At 52.9% G+C, this 16,481-nt stretch carries 14 protein-coding genes; 12 read left to right on the top strand and 2 right to left on the bottom strand.

What is annotated here, in order from left to right; genetic code table 11:
• Window positions 1-8 precede the first annotated feature (8 nt).
• From J3482_RS01040 to J3482_RS01030, 3 genes are all read left to right on the top strand, one after another.
• Window positions 9-983 (top strand): electron transfer flavoprotein subunit alpha/FixB family protein, encoded by a 975-nt coding sequence (locus J3482_RS01040; protein WP_146822435.1) that lies wholly within the window; start codon window positions 9-11, stop codon window positions 981-983.
• A 276-nt stretch (window positions 984-1,259) separates the two neighbouring features.
• Window positions 1,260-1,673, top strand: a complete 414-nt coding sequence (locus J3482_RS01035; protein WP_206916346.1) for a hypothetical protein — start codon at window positions 1,260-1,262, stop codon at window positions 1,671-1,673.
• A complete protein-coding gene (locus J3482_RS01030) occupies window positions 1,670-2,068 on the top strand; it encodes a hypothetical protein (RefSeq protein ID WP_206921939.1) in 399 nt (132 codons plus the stop codon). The genes J3482_RS01035 and J3482_RS01030 overlap by 4 nt, the downstream gene beginning before the upstream one ends.
• Before the next feature lie 54 nt (window positions 2,069-2,122).
• Here J3482_RS01030 and J3482_RS01025 read toward each other — a convergent pair whose 3' ends face one another.
• A complete protein-coding gene (locus J3482_RS01025; RefSeq protein ID WP_223204085.1) occupies window positions 2,123-3,649 on the bottom strand; it encodes an aspartate ammonia-lyase in 1,527 nt (508 codons plus the stop codon).
• 141 nt (window positions 3,650-3,790) lie between these two features.
• Between J3482_RS01025 and J3482_RS21445 the strand changes: the two genes are divergently transcribed.
• The 7 genes from J3482_RS21445 to J3482_RS00990 all read left to right on the top strand — a co-directional run bounded on the left by J3482_RS21445 (window position 3,791) and on the right by J3482_RS00990 (window position 12,837).
• The gene (locus J3482_RS21445) at window positions 3,791-6,196 is read left to right on the top strand and encodes a S9 family peptidase (protein WP_206921938.1); all 2,406 of its coding nucleotides are present in this window, start codon (window positions 3,791-3,793) and stop codon (window positions 6,194-6,196) included.
• Window positions 6,197-6,247: 51 nt separating this feature from the next.
• Complete coding sequence (locus tag J3482_RS01015) at window positions 6,248-7,126, top strand: inositol monophosphatase family protein (protein WP_206921937.1); 879 nt, start codon at window positions 6,248-6,250, stop codon at window positions 7,124-7,126.
• Between the two features lie 52 nt (window positions 7,127-7,178).
• Window positions 7,179-8,687, top strand: coding sequence for a nicotinate phosphoribosyltransferase (locus J3482_RS01010; protein ID WP_146822518.1), 1,509 nt, complete (start codon window positions 7,179-7,181; stop codon window positions 8,685-8,687).
• Between the two features lie 55 nt (window positions 8,688-8,742).
• The gene (locus J3482_RS01005; RefSeq protein ID WP_146822441.1) at window positions 8,743-9,690 is read left to right on the top strand and encodes a 4-hydroxy-3-methylbut-2-enyl diphosphate reductase; all 948 of its coding nucleotides are present in this window, start codon (window positions 8,743-8,745) and stop codon (window positions 9,688-9,690) included.
• A gap of 34 nt (window positions 9,691-9,724) precedes the next feature.
• The gene (locus tag J3482_RS01000; protein ID WP_206921936.1) at window positions 9,725-9,985 is read left to right on the top strand and encodes a hypothetical protein; all 261 of its coding nucleotides are present in this window, start codon (window positions 9,725-9,727) and stop codon (window positions 9,983-9,985) included.
• A gap of 106 nt (window positions 9,986-10,091) precedes the next feature.
• Complete coding sequence (locus J3482_RS00995; RefSeq protein WP_146822443.1) at window positions 10,092-11,009, top strand: proline dehydrogenase family protein; 918 nt, start codon at window positions 10,092-10,094, stop codon at window positions 11,007-11,009.
• 193 nt (window positions 11,010-11,202) lie between these two features.
• Complete coding sequence (locus tag J3482_RS00990; protein WP_206921935.1) at window positions 11,203-12,837, top strand: APC family permease; 1,635 nt, start codon at window positions 11,203-11,205, stop codon at window positions 12,835-12,837.
• 63 nt (window positions 12,838-12,900) lie between these two features.
• Here J3482_RS00990 and J3482_RS00985 read toward each other — a convergent pair whose 3' ends face one another.
• On the bottom strand, window positions 12,901-13,998 hold the full coding sequence (locus J3482_RS00985; protein WP_223204098.1) for a glycosyltransferase family 4 protein: 1,098 nt from the start codon (window positions 13,996-13,998) through the stop codon (window positions 12,901-12,903).
• Between the two features lie 178 nt (window positions 13,999-14,176).
• Here J3482_RS00985 and J3482_RS00980 point away from each other — a divergent pair, with 178 nt between their 5' ends.
• On the top strand, window positions 14,177-15,310 hold the full coding sequence (locus J3482_RS00980; protein WP_206921934.1) for a YheC/YheD family protein: 1,134 nt from the start codon (window positions 14,177-14,179) through the stop codon (window positions 15,308-15,310).
• A gap of 57 nt (window positions 15,311-15,367) precedes the next feature.
• Window positions 15,368-16,477 carry a M24 family metallopeptidase gene (locus J3482_RS00975; RefSeq protein ID WP_206921933.1) on the top strand — a complete coding sequence of 370 codons (1,110 nt, stop codon included), beginning with the start codon at window positions 15,368-15,370 and terminating at the stop codon, window positions 16,475-16,477.
• Window positions 16,478-16,481 lie beyond the last annotated feature (4 nt).

The raw sequence follows: 16,481 nt of genomic DNA, 5'->3' as shown, positions 1-16,481 counted from the left end.
GGAGCATGATGGGAAAGAATATTCTGGTTGTCGCCGATGTACGTAACGGGGCACTGCGCAATGTGACGAATGAAATGCTTGGGGTTGCAAACCGATTGGCACAAGGTGGGACCGTTCATGTCGCAGTGATTGGCCATCTGTTGGATTTGCCCGATTTTGGTGTGGCTGGAGCGGACGATGTATGGGTGATGGATGATGCGCATTTTGGAAACTATACGCCCTCTCTGTATCGCAAGGCCGTCATCGAAGTGATTCAGCAAGTTCAGCCGCAAGTCATCCTATTTGCGCATTCGGCTGTGGGCAAGGATTTGGCACCGGCTGTTGCAATGCGGCTTGGATTGGGGCAGATATCCGATATTACAGATGTTGAAACAGATACAGAGACACCGACGTTTATTCGCCCCATTTATGCTGGAAAGGCGTTCACAAAGGTGGTGGCGACGTCTGAACCGTATGTCATCACGGTTCGTCCTAATAACCTAGCGCCGTACGACGGTGCGCCAAAGACGGTGAATACTCACACTGTGAACGTGACAGTGGAGGATGCAGATTTATCGACAGTCGTGCGCGAGGTGGTTCGCAAAGCGAGTGGCGCGGTAGATCTCACAGAGGCGAAAATCATCGTCTCCGGCGGACGTGGTGTCAAATCGGAAGCAGGTTTTTCTGTTTTGTACGAATTGGCGGAGGTACTGGGTGCGGCTGTGGGCGCATCACGTGGTGCATGTGACGCGGGCTACTGTGACTACGCTTTGCAGATTGGCCAGACAGGCAAGGTGGTGACGCCTGATTTATATATTGCGTGCGGCATTTCTGGAGCGATACAGCATTTGGCTGGAATGTCGAATTCGAAGGTGATTGTGGCGATTAATAAAGATCCGGAAGCGCCAATTTTCCAAGTGGCCGATTATGGCATCGTTGGAGATCTGTTTGAGGTGGTTCCGCAGTTGACTGCTGAGTTCAAAAAAGTCATGGTGTCGCAGTAAGCGTTTCCGTGCGCTCGCGAAGAAGCGACAAACAGCGGCACGTATATTTCGTGCCGCTGTTTGATGGCGTGTTGTGAGACCATGTTGGGCATCTGCGTCTTGCCTGGTTTTTCAGACGCTGCGCGGTATAAAGGTCTCAATGGCGACGATGACGAGTGCTACGAAAAATAAGACCCAAAAAAATTGACGCATCTGACCCGCCCCCTCTGTTGCATGGATGGACTGCTATGTAACTAGGCTACCGCCATTTTAACAAAACGATAAGTGAGCTGCACTGTGAGTTTGGTACGGAAACGCAGTGGATTGTGCTATACTGTGGCGCAAGTGGAGACGAATCGACAAGGAGCAGGGAATATGCGTTCGTTTGACCAATTGGATTGGGTTCACCGCTTCGAAGATTACGAAATGATTATGTACCTTCAGCAAGAGGGTACAGAAGACGACGGAATTTATATGCAAGTTTTGCAGCGGACCGTCGAGGATGGCGCGGAGGAATGGAACATTTTATATGACCGTCGCCTCACGTCAGAGGTTGGCAAGCCTTCGGTTTCTAAGGAAGATCCTAGTTACGAAGATGAGATTCTTCGTATGTATTTACATGCGCATCCCGCTTTGGTGGATGACGAGAAAGCGTATTTGCGCGCTTGGTTGGCAAGTGCGGGTGCAAAGAAGGATGGCGAGAATCTGTGAGCAAGAAGTCGAAGCAGAAGCGCAACAAGACGGAACAAGACGTCTTTGACAAACCGGAGTATGCGATGGATATCGTCGTTGATAAGCCGAAGAAGGCACCGAAGGAAAAGCCGAAAGAAGAGGCTTTTCACGTCGGTGAGAGCATCGGTGACAAAGTGGCCACCAAGTTGACAGAGCTCAAGGCGCAGCTTGAAGAAACGGCTGCAGCAGTCAAAGAGGCGCCCGCCAAAGCAAAGCGAAGGGCGAAGACGTCGCGCACGGCGAAAGAACGTCTGGAGGACAATCCAGATTTGTCGTTTGCCGAGCTGTTTGATCCAGAAGACGACGAAGAGGTGTCATTTGACGAGTTGTTAAAGGATTCCAAGCTCGATTGGCACCACTTTAAAGACGAATAAGTCACACCGCCGCCTGACGTGGCAGTGGAACTCGTGCTCGCGTCGCTTCGCGCGTCAATCGGCCGACTCAAACGGTTTGCCCTGCGGTTTTGGTGCAGTTTTGCGCGTTGCCGAGTCGGTTGTTTCAACTGAGTGGGCACCCTTGCTTATGGATGGATGATGCGCGTAGTCAGGGTGTGCCAAATCATTTGCCACTCGCGCAATCCGCTCCACGTCGAGGGCTTTTGCCAACAGGTCGGCGTCTACGCCGATGGCCGCACCAGCTTCCCGCAGTGACGTGTCGTGCGCGAGTGCGTATTTGACCACTTCAGCGGCGCGGTCATATCCCAGTTCTACATTCATGGCTGTTGCTAACGACAATGAGTTTTCCGCGTACCACAGGCATCGCGCTTCATTCGCTTTAATTCCCCGGATACAACGTTCTGTAAAGGTTCGTACACTGCTGCTGAGAATATGAATACTGTGCAAAAAGTTGGCCGCCATCACGGGCATCATCACGTTTAGTTCCAACTGTCCGGCGGCGCTAGCCTGGGCGACCGTCGTGTCGCAGCCAATCACCTGGAAGGCCACCATATTGAGCATTTCCGCCATCACAGGGTTTATCTTCCCTGGCATAATCGATGAACCTGGTTGAACTGCGGGCAATTGAATTTCCGCGAATCCTGTACGGGGACCGGAGGCAAGCAGGCGCAAATCGTTGGCGATTCTCGCTAAAACCTGTGCGATGTTGCGAAGTACGCCAGAGACCAGTACGATTTCGTCCGGGTTTTGATTGAACGTGAAGGGATTCGACGGCCGGTGGAAGGCCAGTTCGGTATATGCGGCAATATAAGCTGTCGCTTTGTCGGCGAACCCTGGTGGTGTGTTTACACCTGTGCCAATAGCGTTCCCTCCCATACCAATCGCCAAGAGATTGCTGGCACTCTGTTCGAGCCAGACGCGATGGCGCCGAATGTTTTCCGCGTAGGCACCAAATTCATCTCCAAGGTACAGTGGGACCGCGTCTTGCAGATGCGTTCGCCCCGATTTAACCACATGCTGAAATTCCGATTGCTTAGCGCCCAGTGCGTCTTCCAGTGCGGCGAGGGCGGGATCGAGTTGGTGTGCCAACATCTCCATCCCTGCAATGTTCATCGCGATATGAAACGTGTCGTTTGTCGACTGCGATTTGTTGACGTCGTCATTGGGGTGCACCAATGACGTGTCTCCACGTGTCCCGCCCAACAATTCAGCGGCGCGGCTGGCGATAACCTCGTTGACGTTCATATTTTGGGATGTACCTGCCCCAGCTTGATAGACGTCGACTTGGAACCATTCGCGATAGCGGCCTTCGATGACCTCTTCGGCGGCGGCGCAGATGGCATCCGCTTTGGCCGCCGGAAGGGCCCCGAGGTCTTTATGTGCTTTTGCAGCGGCCCACTTGATAATGGCCTGGGCGCGAATAAACGAATGGTGTAGGTGGAGACCACTGATTGGGAAATTTTCGATAGCCCGCGCGGTTTGCGCTCCATAATACGCATCTGCTGGAATCTGCAGTGTGCCTAGGGAGTCGTGAACCGTTCGGTGTTGAAATGGTGACATAAGCATCCTCCTTGGTGGGGCAGATGGATTGGACAGACGAATTCCTAATACTGGATTCTATTTTAGCAGTTTCTTACTGCTTGCATACGCTTGTGTGTCGGGTGGTGCTCATGTAGAGTGGAACAAGATGAGGTGATGTGCGTGCGCGGTTGGTCTATTGAAACGTTATTGTCCTTGCAAATTCCGGAGGGAATTGCGATGTCGCCGGATGCGACAGTAGCGGTGTACAGCCTGCGTACACTCGACGAAGAGGAAGGAAAGTATCGCTATAAGTTGTGGTCTGTCACACGTGATGGTGCGCCTATTCAACTGACGCGAGGGGACAGTAAAGATACATACCCGCAGTTTAGCCCTGACGGCAAGTGGTTGGCGTTCATCAGTGATCGGAAGAGAAGCGCTTCGGATGATAACGACCACGCGCCAGAACAGCAGTTGTACGTTTTGCCCGTAGCGGGTGGCGAAGCATTTCTCGCTGCAGAAAGTTTGGGGAACGTTTACGATTATGTGTTTAGCGCCGATGGCAGTTGTATCTACGTCATTGTTGACGTCGAAGAGACGGCATACGAAAAATATTTGCGCACGTCTGCCGAAGAGGATATGCGAGATGTGACGCACGAAGAGCGAAACCAGTTGCCACGGCGTATCTGTCGTGTCTCACTTGACGATTTTTCGGTGACAACGATGTATCAGCGCGATTACGGGTTGATGCAATTGGCAGCGGGATCGACCGACGAGACCTTGGTGTTTGTAACGAATTATACGGGCTTGACGAATGATCTCGACGATTGTGATATATGGTGCCTGTCGGCGGTTGAAGATGGAGATTATCAGGCACAAGCGCTGGTGTCCCGCAAAGGTGCCTGTGTGCAACCAGCCATCGCGCCAACTGGCGACGTGGTCGCGTTTGTGGCACCGCGCGGGGACTGGGCCGAACATGCTCAATCGGATTTGTGGCTTGTCGATAGGCGGTCGGGGCAAGTGTACAATCTCACACAAAGTCTGGACTTTGTCGGCGATGTACAGGATGTGCAGTGGCTTATGGATGGCTCGTTGGTCGCGACTGTCGAGCGTGGGTTGTACGCGTCGCTTGTCCAATTTATTCCGGAAAAAGAGGTTGGTGGAAGATGGCGGTACCGATTTGTGAGTGGCAAGACGTCGGTTGTCGGTGAGTTCTCTGTCGCGGCAAAAACGGCGGCAGTGGGTTATCTGGCCGAGACGGCGGATAGGCCGCATGAAGTATTTGTTTTGAATTTGCAAGAAAGCGGAACCCATGATGGCGTTCAGTGGACGAAGCTTCATGCGCCTTATCAAGATTTGCCGCGGGCACGTGTCCAACCGTTTACTTGGATATCTTTTGACGGTCGGGAAATGGAAGGTGTGCTGTCTTTGCCGAATCCGGATGTGGCTGGGCCTGGTCCTTATCCGATGCTTGTCGATATTCACGGCGGGCCCGCGTGGCATGCGACGATGGCGTTTTCCAACTACCTGAACGTCCATTGGCTGGGGAGCCTTGGGTACGCTGTGTTTTGTCCAAACTATCGCGGCGGGATTGGTTATGGCCAGGCGTACATTCAAGCCAACGCCATGGATTTGGGCGGGGGAGATTATCAGGATATTATGACCGGTGTCGACGCGGTCTTACGCACTGGTTGGGTCGATGAAGCGAGGTTGGGCCTGACGGGTGGCAGCTACGGCGGGTATATGACCAATTGGATCATCGGTCACGACCACCGCTTTCAAGCGGCGGTTTCGGAGTTTGGCATCTGGAACTTGTTGACCGATTTCGGTTGTTCGACGCAGCGTGTTTGGGAAGTGATGTATCTCGGGCGCTATTGGGAGAACGAGGCGCTTTATCTGGAGCGCTCACCCGCGCGCTACGTACAAAACATCAACACGCCGGTGTTAATTATTCACGGAGATGACGACGACAACACATTTCCGGCCAATTCGAAAGAGATGTATAACGCGCTGTTGGAAGCAGGTAAGACCGTCGAGTACGTCCATTATCCGCGCGAGGGACATGGAATTCGCGAGCCGCGGCACCGGGCTGACGAATTATCGCGGATTGCCGCGTGGTTTGGTCACTATCTGCAGACGCCACAAACTCCGGTGCCTATCTTGTTCGGGCAAGCGGGCGCAATTCAGGGAGACCAGTACAAGGCGCTGATTACCGGGGTCGAGGTGACAAACGCCTACAAGGCGTTCGGGGATGATTATGAGGCGGTCCTCGCCGTGTCTGTTACGTTGATGCCGGCGTCTCAAAGTCGGGATGGCGCACTGGAACTCAAGCTGGACAATCCCGCTACAGCTGATGTGGCACTTTACTTTACCGGGCGGGAACCACATCAGCGACCGAGTGTGTTTCCCAGTGCAAAACAGTTGCCTTTGGGCGTAGCAGTCGGCGGTGTGGTAGTGACAGGAGATGTCGTGTTGCGTCTCGAAGACATCCAGACAGTGCATTTTTTGTTCGACGATGACATCCTCGGTTATGCCAGTGTCGATAAGCTGTTGCTCGATATCAGCAATGTCGCATTTCGGTTGGTGTAGTGGGCGCACGGCGCCATTCGCTGTTGTGGCAATGAAAGGAATGAAGCGAAGATGAACGAAACCTTGGATTTGCAAGCCGTCCTCGTGACGTCGCTCGAAGCGGCCATTGAGGCCGGTGATTATTTTAAATCGAGATTCGCCACAGAGTTGGTCGTCAAGACAAAATCGTCCATATCCGATCTCGTCACTGATGTCGATCCCTACTGTGAGCAACTCATCCGAACGCGCATCAAGCGGGCGTTCCCAAGTCATCAGGTGCTTGGTGAAGAGGCGGTGGAACCGGGGCGTGAGGCCTCGGAGCGCGCAACTCAGGCCGTTTCACAGGCATCGGCGCTTTGGATTGTCGACCCCCTCGACGGTACGACCAACTACGTCAATGCCATTCCACTGTCGGTGGTGTCGATTGCCTTTGCAGCGTCGGGACAACTGCAGGTTGGCGTGATTTACGACCCATTTCGGGAAGAAGTGTTCTATGGTGAAATCGGGTGCGGTGCGCATCTTGCCACGCGCGCCGATGTCGTTCGTTGGTTACAAGACCCCAAGCAGCCGCGCCCGGGCATGCACTTGTCGGTGTCAGAGGTGACAAAGATTGACTATGCGGTCATGGCGACGGGGTTGCCGATGCGGCATGTGGCGCGTGAAACGCTGATGCAGCGGGCGACACAACTGGTGCTTCAGGCCAAAAGCCTGCGCGCACTTGGCGCGGCTGCCTTACATATGGCCTATGTGGCCGCCGGACGGATTGATGTGTTCTGGGAGTATGAATTGAACGCGTGGGACGTTGCTGCGGGTGTCTTACTCATCCGCGAAGCGGGCGGTGTAATACAAGATCTCGATGGCCGGGATTACAGTTTGGAAACTCGCAATATTGTCGCGAGTGGCCGGCGAGAGACGATAAATCGGATTGTCGATACACTTCGGGGAGCATGATGTCGCCTCGTTTTGGGAGATGAAGGGATTGCAGAGCAACCAAGAGCAACGCATGGCAGAGCAACGCATGATGGAAATTGCACAATTGCCGGTTTACCGGGACAGACACCTGACCTTGTTAACCGATTTATATCAATTGACCATGATGTATGGTCAATTTAATGCAGGGCGCCACGAAATTCGCGTCGTCTTCGACGTATTCTACCGTTCGAACCCATGCGGCAATGGCTATGTCGTGGCCGCAGGTTTGGAGCAGGTCGCGTGGTACCTCTATCACCTCAAGTTCACCGAGGGCGACATCGCTTATTTGCGCTCCTTAAACATGTTCTCGGAAGCGTTTCTCGAATATCTGAGGAATTTTTCGTTTCATGGGGACGTGTACGCCATTCCAGAGGGAACCTTGGTGTTCCCGAACGAACCGCTTTTACGCGTCGAGGGCCCGATTGTGGAAGTGCAGTTGATTGAATCGGCCATTCTATCGTTTATCAACCATCAGAGTTTGATTGCGACCAAGGCCCGGAGAATTGTCGAAGCGGCCAGGACGAACCCACTTCATCCGGGTAGTCCTGTCATTGAGATGGGGTTACGACGGGCGCAGAATGTCGACGCCTCCGTGTTTGGTGCGCGCGCGGCTTACATTGGCGGCTGTGTCGGCACCAGTAACCTGATGGCTGGGGAGTCTTATAATATCCCGGTATCCGGTACACAGGGGCACAGTTGGATTCAGAGTTTCCCGTCGGAATTAGACGCTTTTCTTGCATATGCAGAGGCGTTTCCCGAGGAGACGGTATTGCTCGTTGACACTTATGACGTCCTCCGCTCCGGCGTGCCTAACGCCATCGAAGTGGGACGCCGGATGCGGGATACGGGACGCAGTTTAAAAGCGATTCGGATTGACAGTGGTGACTTGGCTTACTTATCGAAACGAGCGCGCCGTATGCTCGATGCCGCAGGTCTCCGTGACGTCAAGATCATCGCTTCGTCTGATCTTGACGAGTACACCATTCGCGATTTGGTGACACAAGGGGCGGAAATTGATGCCTGGGGTGTGGGGACTCACCTCATTACGAGTTCGGAGTGCCCGGCGTTGGGCTGCGTTTACAAGCTGGTCGCGCAGCAGGTCGACGGGGTGTGGGAACCGCGTATCAAGGTATCGGAAAACCCGAACAAAGTGACGAATCCGGGACGTAAAAAGGTACTGCGTCTGTTTGTCGACAATCAGGCAGTCGCGGATTTAATCGCTTTAGACCACGAGCGTTTTGACCCATCTGAGCCGCTTGAGATTTTTGATCCGATTCATACGTACAAGCGAAAAGTAATTGAGAATTATCGCATTGAGGAGTTGCTCGTGCCTATTTTTGAACGCGGACAGTTGGTGTATGAGTTGCCGCAGGCGCATGACATCCGCGAGCGGGTTGACCTGCAGGTCGAACAATTCGCAGCAGAAATTCGCCGGCCGCTCAAACCGCACGAATACCATGTCGACTTGTCTCAGGAGTTGTGGGATTTAAAGCAGTCGCTTCTCCATCAATGGCGCAAACCTGAAGGGAAAAAAGGGTAAGTCGTGTGATACGCACGTGTAATGTTGTATGATGAGGGAGAAGGGGGCGACTCGGGTGAAGGTGCTAAAAGTTACGCCTCGCGGCTATTGCTACGGCGTTGTCGATGCGATGGTCGTCGCGAAACGCGCAGCTGAGGACAAGGCGTTGCCGCGACCAATTTATATTCTCGGGATGATTGTACACAATCAGCATGTGGTGGATGCTTTCGCCAAAGAAGGGGTCATCACCGTCGATGGGGCGGATCGACTGACATTATTGGAACAAATAGATCACGGGACAGTGATTTTCACCGCACACGGCATTGCGCCACAGGTGCGGGCGCGAGCCATCGAGAAGGGGTTGCACGTCATTGACGCCACCTGTCCCGATGTGACGAAGACACACGACCTCATCATCGAGAAGACGAGAGATGGGTATGAAGTTGTGTATATCGGGAAAAAAGGGCATCCCGAGCCGGAAGGTGCAATGGGGGTTGCGCCTGGGCGCGTCCATTTGGTGCAGGTTCCGGAAGATGTGGACAGCCTCCAGCTGAAGACATCAAAAATCGTCATCACCAATCAGACGACGATGAGCCAGTGGGATACGCAGGAGTTGACCCAGCGAGTACTGGATAAGTATCCATCTGCGGAAGTGTACAATGAGATTTGTCTTGCGACGCAAGTTCGCCAGCAGGCGGTGGCTGAGCAGGTAGGGGCTGCGGATGTGTGTATTGTCGTGGGGGATCCACGCAGCAACAACTCGAATCGTTTGGCGCAAGTCGCTGAAGAAATCGCAGGTACGCCAGCGCACCGGGTGGGTGACGTGAGTGAGATCAATCCGGAGTGGCTGATGCGTGCGAATGTCGTAGCGGTGACGTCAGGTGCAAGCACACCGACGGCTATCACAAAAGAAGTGATTGATTACTTGGAGCAGTTCGATCCGGCTGATCCGCGCACGCACAAAATTGTGCGCACGGTTAATCCAGAACGAATTCTACCGACTGTCAAGCATCCGTCCGCCTGACGGTTGATACCACAGGCTATTCGCTTCATGGCGTGTGTTGTGTGGAACTGCTGTAGGGGAGCGGTGCACGCTGGTCTATTTACTGATTGTGATTCTAGGTCTTATTTCAATTGCTTTTATGATTTTACGCCGGTTTGTTCGGAAGCGGACGTTTGGCCGCTTTGCAGCGACGTTTTTTACGGCAGTGTTTTGGGTTGCCTTTCTCGCCTTGCTCGGTTATCAGATTGGGTATACGGCAGGCGATAAAGGCGTGAGCGCGCTGAAGATTTTACACATCTCGCGAAACAATCCGTAGTGGGTTGATTGGTCGTAATGCTGACCGCCGCAAGTCTAGGTGACGCACCTGAGCGACGGTCAGGGTCATCATGATGGTTATGGAAGCGAATTCGGGAGGGATGGGCATGGAGGAAGCATTACGTTCTTTCTTTTTGCGGTTGGCACAAAATCAGGCGATGATTGGCTGGGCGAAACGTTATGGATTGCGTTTTGGCGCGAATCGATTTGTCGCGGGGGAGACCATTGAGTCTGCGATTGCGGCGGTTGCCGAACTCAATCGACAAGGCATTGCTGTGACGCTTGACCATTTGGGCGAGTTCGTCGCGGATGAGGCAGAAGCACGAGCTGCAGCGGCGTATTGCGTGAAGACCTTGGAAGCGATTCACACGGCTTCAGTTGACTCGTCGTTGAGCCTCAAGCTCACACAACTTGGGCTGGATATCCGCCGGGAACTGTGCCTCGAAAATATCCGGATGATTCTTGACGCGGCATCGGCGTACAAGCTGTGGGTCAACATCGATATGGAGGACTTTTCGCGGTGTCAGGCGACGCTTGATATTTTCCGAGAGCTTGCCGCATCGTATGACAATGTACAGACGGTCATTCAAGCGTACTTGTACAGAAGTTTGGATGACGTCAGGGATTTGGCGGAGATGGGCGCGAGTATTCGGCTTGTCAAAGGCGCGTACAAGGAACCGGAAACGGTTGCGTATCCTGACAAGGCGGATGTCGACGCCAATTATATTCGGATGCTGGATGTCCACTTGCCAAGCCCTGGCTTGACGTCGATTGCCACCCACGACGAGCAGATTATCGATTACGCGAAGCGCACCATTGCAGAGCAAGGGATTGCAAAAGACAAGTACGAATTCCAAATGCTATATGGTATCCGCACGGACTTGCAGCAAGCGCTCGCAAAAGAAGGGCACCCGGTTCGGGTGTATGTGCCTTATGGGGACGACTGGTATGGTTATTTCATGCGCCGCTTGGCAGAACGGCCTGCAAATGTGGAATTCGTCTTGAAAGGCGTCATTCACTCATAAACTTGGTGGCACAATCGTTTATGTATCATGATAGATGGGATGGGCATCCGCGATGAAAGCGGGTGCTCTTTTGTTAACTATCTTTACAGAATTTATCATAATAATTGACTATTTAGTATTAGATGCTATAATTCGACTGTAATAGTCACATGATTTGCATGATTGATTTTGGGGGTAAGAAAGGGGAGACCGTATGGAGCAGGGCAAATTTCGCAGAAAATTAAGTTTACTGGATCTTACGTTATTGGGCGTTGGGTCCATGGTCGGGTCTGGGTGGTTGTTTGCCTCGCAGACAGCGGCTACAATGGCTGGCGCGATTGCGTGGATTCCATGGTTGTTCGGCGCACTTGCGGTCATGCTGATTGGACTGGTTTACGGCGAGATGGCTGCGGCAATTCCACGAGCAGGTGGGTTTGTTCGTTATCCAGATTACACGCATGGCTCACTTGTCGGGTATATGATTGGATTTGCATCTATGATGGCATATTCCAGTGTTGCTGGTGTTGAGGCGGAAGCCGTTCGCAGTTATGCTTCCAGTTACATCCCTGGTTTAGAGATTACGCAGGGGTCGGCGACCAACGTCACGCTAGTGGGAGATTTATTTCAAATCGCACTTTTAGTTTTGTTCTTCCTGATTAATTATTGGAGCGTTCAAGTATTTGGCAAAATTAATACAATTGTCACTATACTTAAATTTGTCGTACCGTTGTTAACCATCATTATTTTGCTCTTCTCGTTTCATCCGAGCAACTTTTCCGTCAACAAGGCGGCGCCAGGTGGTATTCACGGTGCAATGCAGGCTTTGACGGCAGGTGGCCTCGTCTTTTCCTTCTTAGGATTTCGGCAGGCGGTTGACTTCGGTTCTGAAGCGAGGAATCCACAGCGCGATATTCCGCGCGCCATTGTGTTTGCCGTCTTAGTGTCTGCGGCTATCTACGTTCTATTGCAAATTGTGTTTCTCGGCGCTGTGCCACATGATATGATTGCGAATGGTTGGCAGGCTGTGTCGTTTAAATCACCGTTCGCGAACTTGATGGAGACACTTGGAATGGGTTGGATGGCGGTTATTATCTTCGCGGATGCGATTTTGTCGCCGTCTGGCACCGGTAATATCTACTTGGCTGGTACGGCGCGCACACTGTTTGCCTGGGCGAAAAACGGGTATTTTTATTCGGTTATCGGCAAGATTGATGCACGTACGGGCTTGCCGCGCGGCGCACTCTGGCTCACGCTCATATTGTCGATTGTTTGGACCTTGCCATTCCGTTTCAGCATGTGGAGCGGATTGGTAGACGCGGTTACGTCGGCTACCGTCATGACCTACATGATTGGACCTGTTGGCGTCGCTGCACTTCGCCGAACTGCGCCAGATCTGAAGCGTCCATATCGGCTGAAAGGGCTCCACATTATCGCGCCTGCAGCGTTTATCTGCGCCACATGGATTATCTATTGGGCCGGTTGGCAGACTGACTCGTTGCTTATTGGGTTTACGCTTGCTTCCTTGATTCTGTACTTTGCGTTCATGGATAAGGATGTTGAATCTCGTCAGCGGCTGAAAAATGAGTGGAAGTCCGGTATTTGGTTGATTGTGTACTACCTGTTCATCGCCGTAATGTCAGTACTCGGCAGTTTCACAAATACGAAAGTGTATCACATCGTCATCCCTAATCCATGGGATACGATTATCGTCGGCGTTGGCGGACTCGTGTTTTATTATTGGGGTGTGGCGAGTGCGCTTCGCGTACCGCGTATTGCGGATGAATCTGAGGCAGAGGAAATTAAGGACGCCAGTTATGCTGGTGCCACAGACAGCTCTGTTCAGGCGTAAACAGAAATTCGTCACCTTCGAGCGCACACGGCTACCGTGTGCGCTTTGTTTGGTGCAATGTGTTTACGACCGTTTTGCTATTTGCTCATAGACTGCTGCGAAATGTTTTGCAGACGCCGCCCAAGTGAACTGAGACGCACGTGCAGATGCTGCTTGACTATATTGGCGGTATGTGTCTCCATCTACGACAATCTTGCGAATGGCCTGCGCAAATGCTGATGAACGATGAAATTGGCGAACCAAGATACCTGCTTCGTCTCCAATCGCCTCTGGGATTCCCCCGAGTTGGCTGGCCACCACCGGGAGTCCGTGACTCATCGCTTCGATATTGACGAGTCCGAATGCCTCATGTTTTTGTGAGGGGCAGATGAGAATATCGTGTTCGGCATAGACGTCATTGAGCTCTGTGGGTGGAACAAAACCTAAAAATCGAATGTCCGCGTCAGCGGACGCTTTCAGCAACGCTTTCCGATATGCTTTTTCCCATGGTGGTGTTCGCCCGACAATGGTGAAAGACACAGCCATGTCACTTGCCAGCAATTTGACAGCGTCCACGGCAACGTGAACGCCTTTTTGTGCGATGACGCGCCCGACATACAGCACACGCAGCGGATGGTGTGGGCGTTTGTCGGTGTGAGCCGCACGTATTGTCGGCGGAAGTGTGAGTCCGGGATAAATCACGGACGGATGCCAATGTTCTGAGAGCCCCATTTGTTCTCGGATAGTCTCAGATAAATCGCGGCTGTTACAGACAATTCCATGCGCATGTGTGAGTACGTTTCGCGCGCGTTGCCGGGTGATGTGTCTTGCGCCAAGGAATGTCGTGGAGTGAAGGTTTAGGATGACCCGCTGTTCTGGGAATCTTCTGATGACCTCTAACGCGCGACTCGGCCGGTTCTCAATTTGTACAATATCTGGATGTCGTTTGCGAATCATGTGTCTCACACGCCGCCAGTATTCCGTGGGTGTGGAGCGCTGGACGATGATGTGAATATGGCGACCCTGCGGATGACGAATGCGGTTTGCTGTTGACCCAGGACTGACCAGGGTCACACGAAAATTATCACGCTGTGATAATGCCTCATACAAATGGTTGACGTAAATTTGTACACTGCCACCCCTGATGGGGGGGATTGGCAAGTCCTCTGGGGCGATGATCATCACATGCACAACCATGCGCCTCCTCTCCTCGGAGACTCGCTCTACAGTATATGAGACTACAATCAAAGGGACACCCATGAGCATACACTAGGCCTGACAAATGCTTGTGAATCCTACAGACCGCAAATCTGTGAACATGGTGTGTGCGTGGCCTGTGAGGATCATTGGAGGAATCGTGGTGCTCTTTGTTCTCACAGGTCGGGGTCCAACTGCGTTGAAAAATCTGCCTAGGCGAAGATTAACGTTCCAATTGTTACAACAGGCTTGTCGGGACGTGGGTATTGAAATGATGATTACGACACCGACGAACGTGAATGGGAAGCGTGGTGTTTGTCATGGGTGGACGATGGGGGAGTCCGCACAGACGACTTCATGGACGCCAAAAATCGCGCCAATGTCAGGCAACGTGCTGTATGACGCGATGTATCTACGCGACTTGAAAGTACACCGCAAGGCATACAAAAAAGTCCTTGCGAGTGCGCAAAAACAAGGCTGCGTAGTCTTTAATCCCAAGCTTCCTGCGAAAGATGAATTGCTCCAATTGCTCACAGCGGTCGATAACGTTTCGGAAGGGCGCTTGTCGCGCGGGCTTGTTCCTGCATCGTACTTGCACGTGGATATCCGACAAATTAAGCATTTGCTGAGAAAGACAGAACAGTCGATGTGGTTGAAGCCAATACATGGGTCCGGTGGACGGAACATGTTATTGATTCAGCCGCTTTGTGATGGGCGATATCACGTGCGAGGAGACCGATTTTTTGATCGACATGTGTCGACCCAGTGGCGGGAGTCGGAATTGGTGCGCCACGTACAGCAAGCGTTGCGACGGCGGGATTACCTTCTACAAGAAGATATTGATTTGCTTCAGACGCCCGATGGACGGCGAGTTGACTTTCGCGTCACGCTGGCGCGTGGAGGCACGGGTGAATGGGAAATTACTGCCATCACGGCGCGTTATGCTCGTGCCGGAGGTGCACTCACAAACTTTCACGCAGGCGGCTCGATTCAGTCGTTGACCGAGGAGAACGAGGGGACGGCACAAGCGCTTCGGGAGTTGGGGTGCACTCGGCAGGAACTGACGCAAATCGCGAATTGTGCGAAAGAGGCCGCAGAGCGTATTTCCGCGGCATACCCTTTGGTTGGCGTCTTGGGGATTGATGTGGGGGTGCGGCGGCAGGATAAGGCGATGTACGTGTATGATTGCAATAGTCGCCCAGGGCGCGACATTTTAACGGATGCTGAAATTGCGAGGACGATGCGACAAATCGCGCATTTCGCTCAATTTTTACAGAGCCAGGGCAAGCGGGTATAGAGCTTTCCTGTATAATGAATGTGTGAATAGCGGCGATGCCGCAAAGGAGGCTCTGTGATGGCGACGGAGAGTTTGTATGAAGGACGCCGGGCGAGGCTTGCGGCGGATTTGCGTGAGCGCGCGGTGGATGCTGTGGTGCTCACACACCCTGCATGTTTCTACTATTTCATCGGCAGTTTTGTGGAGACTGGCGAGCGCGCGGCAGGGTTGATTGTGTCGCAGGACGGATTGGCGAGACTCATCGCGCATGAGATGTTTCAAATGCCATTTGAGACGGCTGGTGTGCCGATTTCTTTTTGGAAGGACGGCGAGTCTGCTTATCCGCTGTTTGCCCAGTACCTTCGCTTGGACAAGGGTACGGTGGCCATCGACGGCACGTGGCAGGCGCGTCATGTGATTGGCTTGCAGGCAGCACTGCCGAAGGACGTTCGCACGGTCAATGGTGATGCATTTATCGAGCGTGCGCGTGTGCGCAAGGACGAGGATGAGTTGAAGGCACTTGCGCACGCATCGTGGCAGGCTGACGAGGTGGTTCAGCAGTTGCGTGAACATCTCAAACCTGGGCTCACAGAGCGGGCGGTGTCGCGAAAAGTCAGCGAATTGTGGCAAGCGGTTGGCGCCGAGGGTGAGTCGTTTCCATCTATTATCGGGATCGGGAAAAACGGTGCGGAGCCGCATCACGAGCCAGATGACTCCGTTCTCTTTGGTGGGACGACCCTGATTGTCGACACAGGCGGTATCTATCAACATTACTGCAGTGATATCACGCGTACCTATATTCTCGGCGAACCGAGTGAAGAGATTGTCACCGTGTATAACCTTGTACTCGAAGCGAATCTCGCGGGGATTGCGGCGGCGAAGCCAGGTGTCACACTTGGCGAGGTGGATGATATCGTTCGCGCTGTGATTGTGAGGGGCGGATATGGTCAGTATTTTACGCACCGGACGGGGCACGGGGTCGGACTGGATATTCACGAAGCCCCGTATGTGATATCAGGTAATGAACAGGTTCTTGAACCAGGCATGGTGATGAGTATTGAACCTGGGATTTACTTGCCCGGAAAGTTTGGGGTGCGCATTGAGGATTTGATTGTCATTACGGAGGATGGCGCTAAGCCGTTGAATCATGCCCCAAAAACGCTGGATGCCGTCACGGTGCGCATATAATTTG

It is taken from the genome of Alicyclobacillus suci, from assembly GCF_017329615.1.
Classification (GTDB): Bacteria; Bacillota; Bacilli; order Alicyclobacillales; family Alicyclobacillaceae; genus Alicyclobacillus; species Alicyclobacillus suci.
This window is presented reverse-complemented; position numbering and strand designations above follow the sequence as displayed.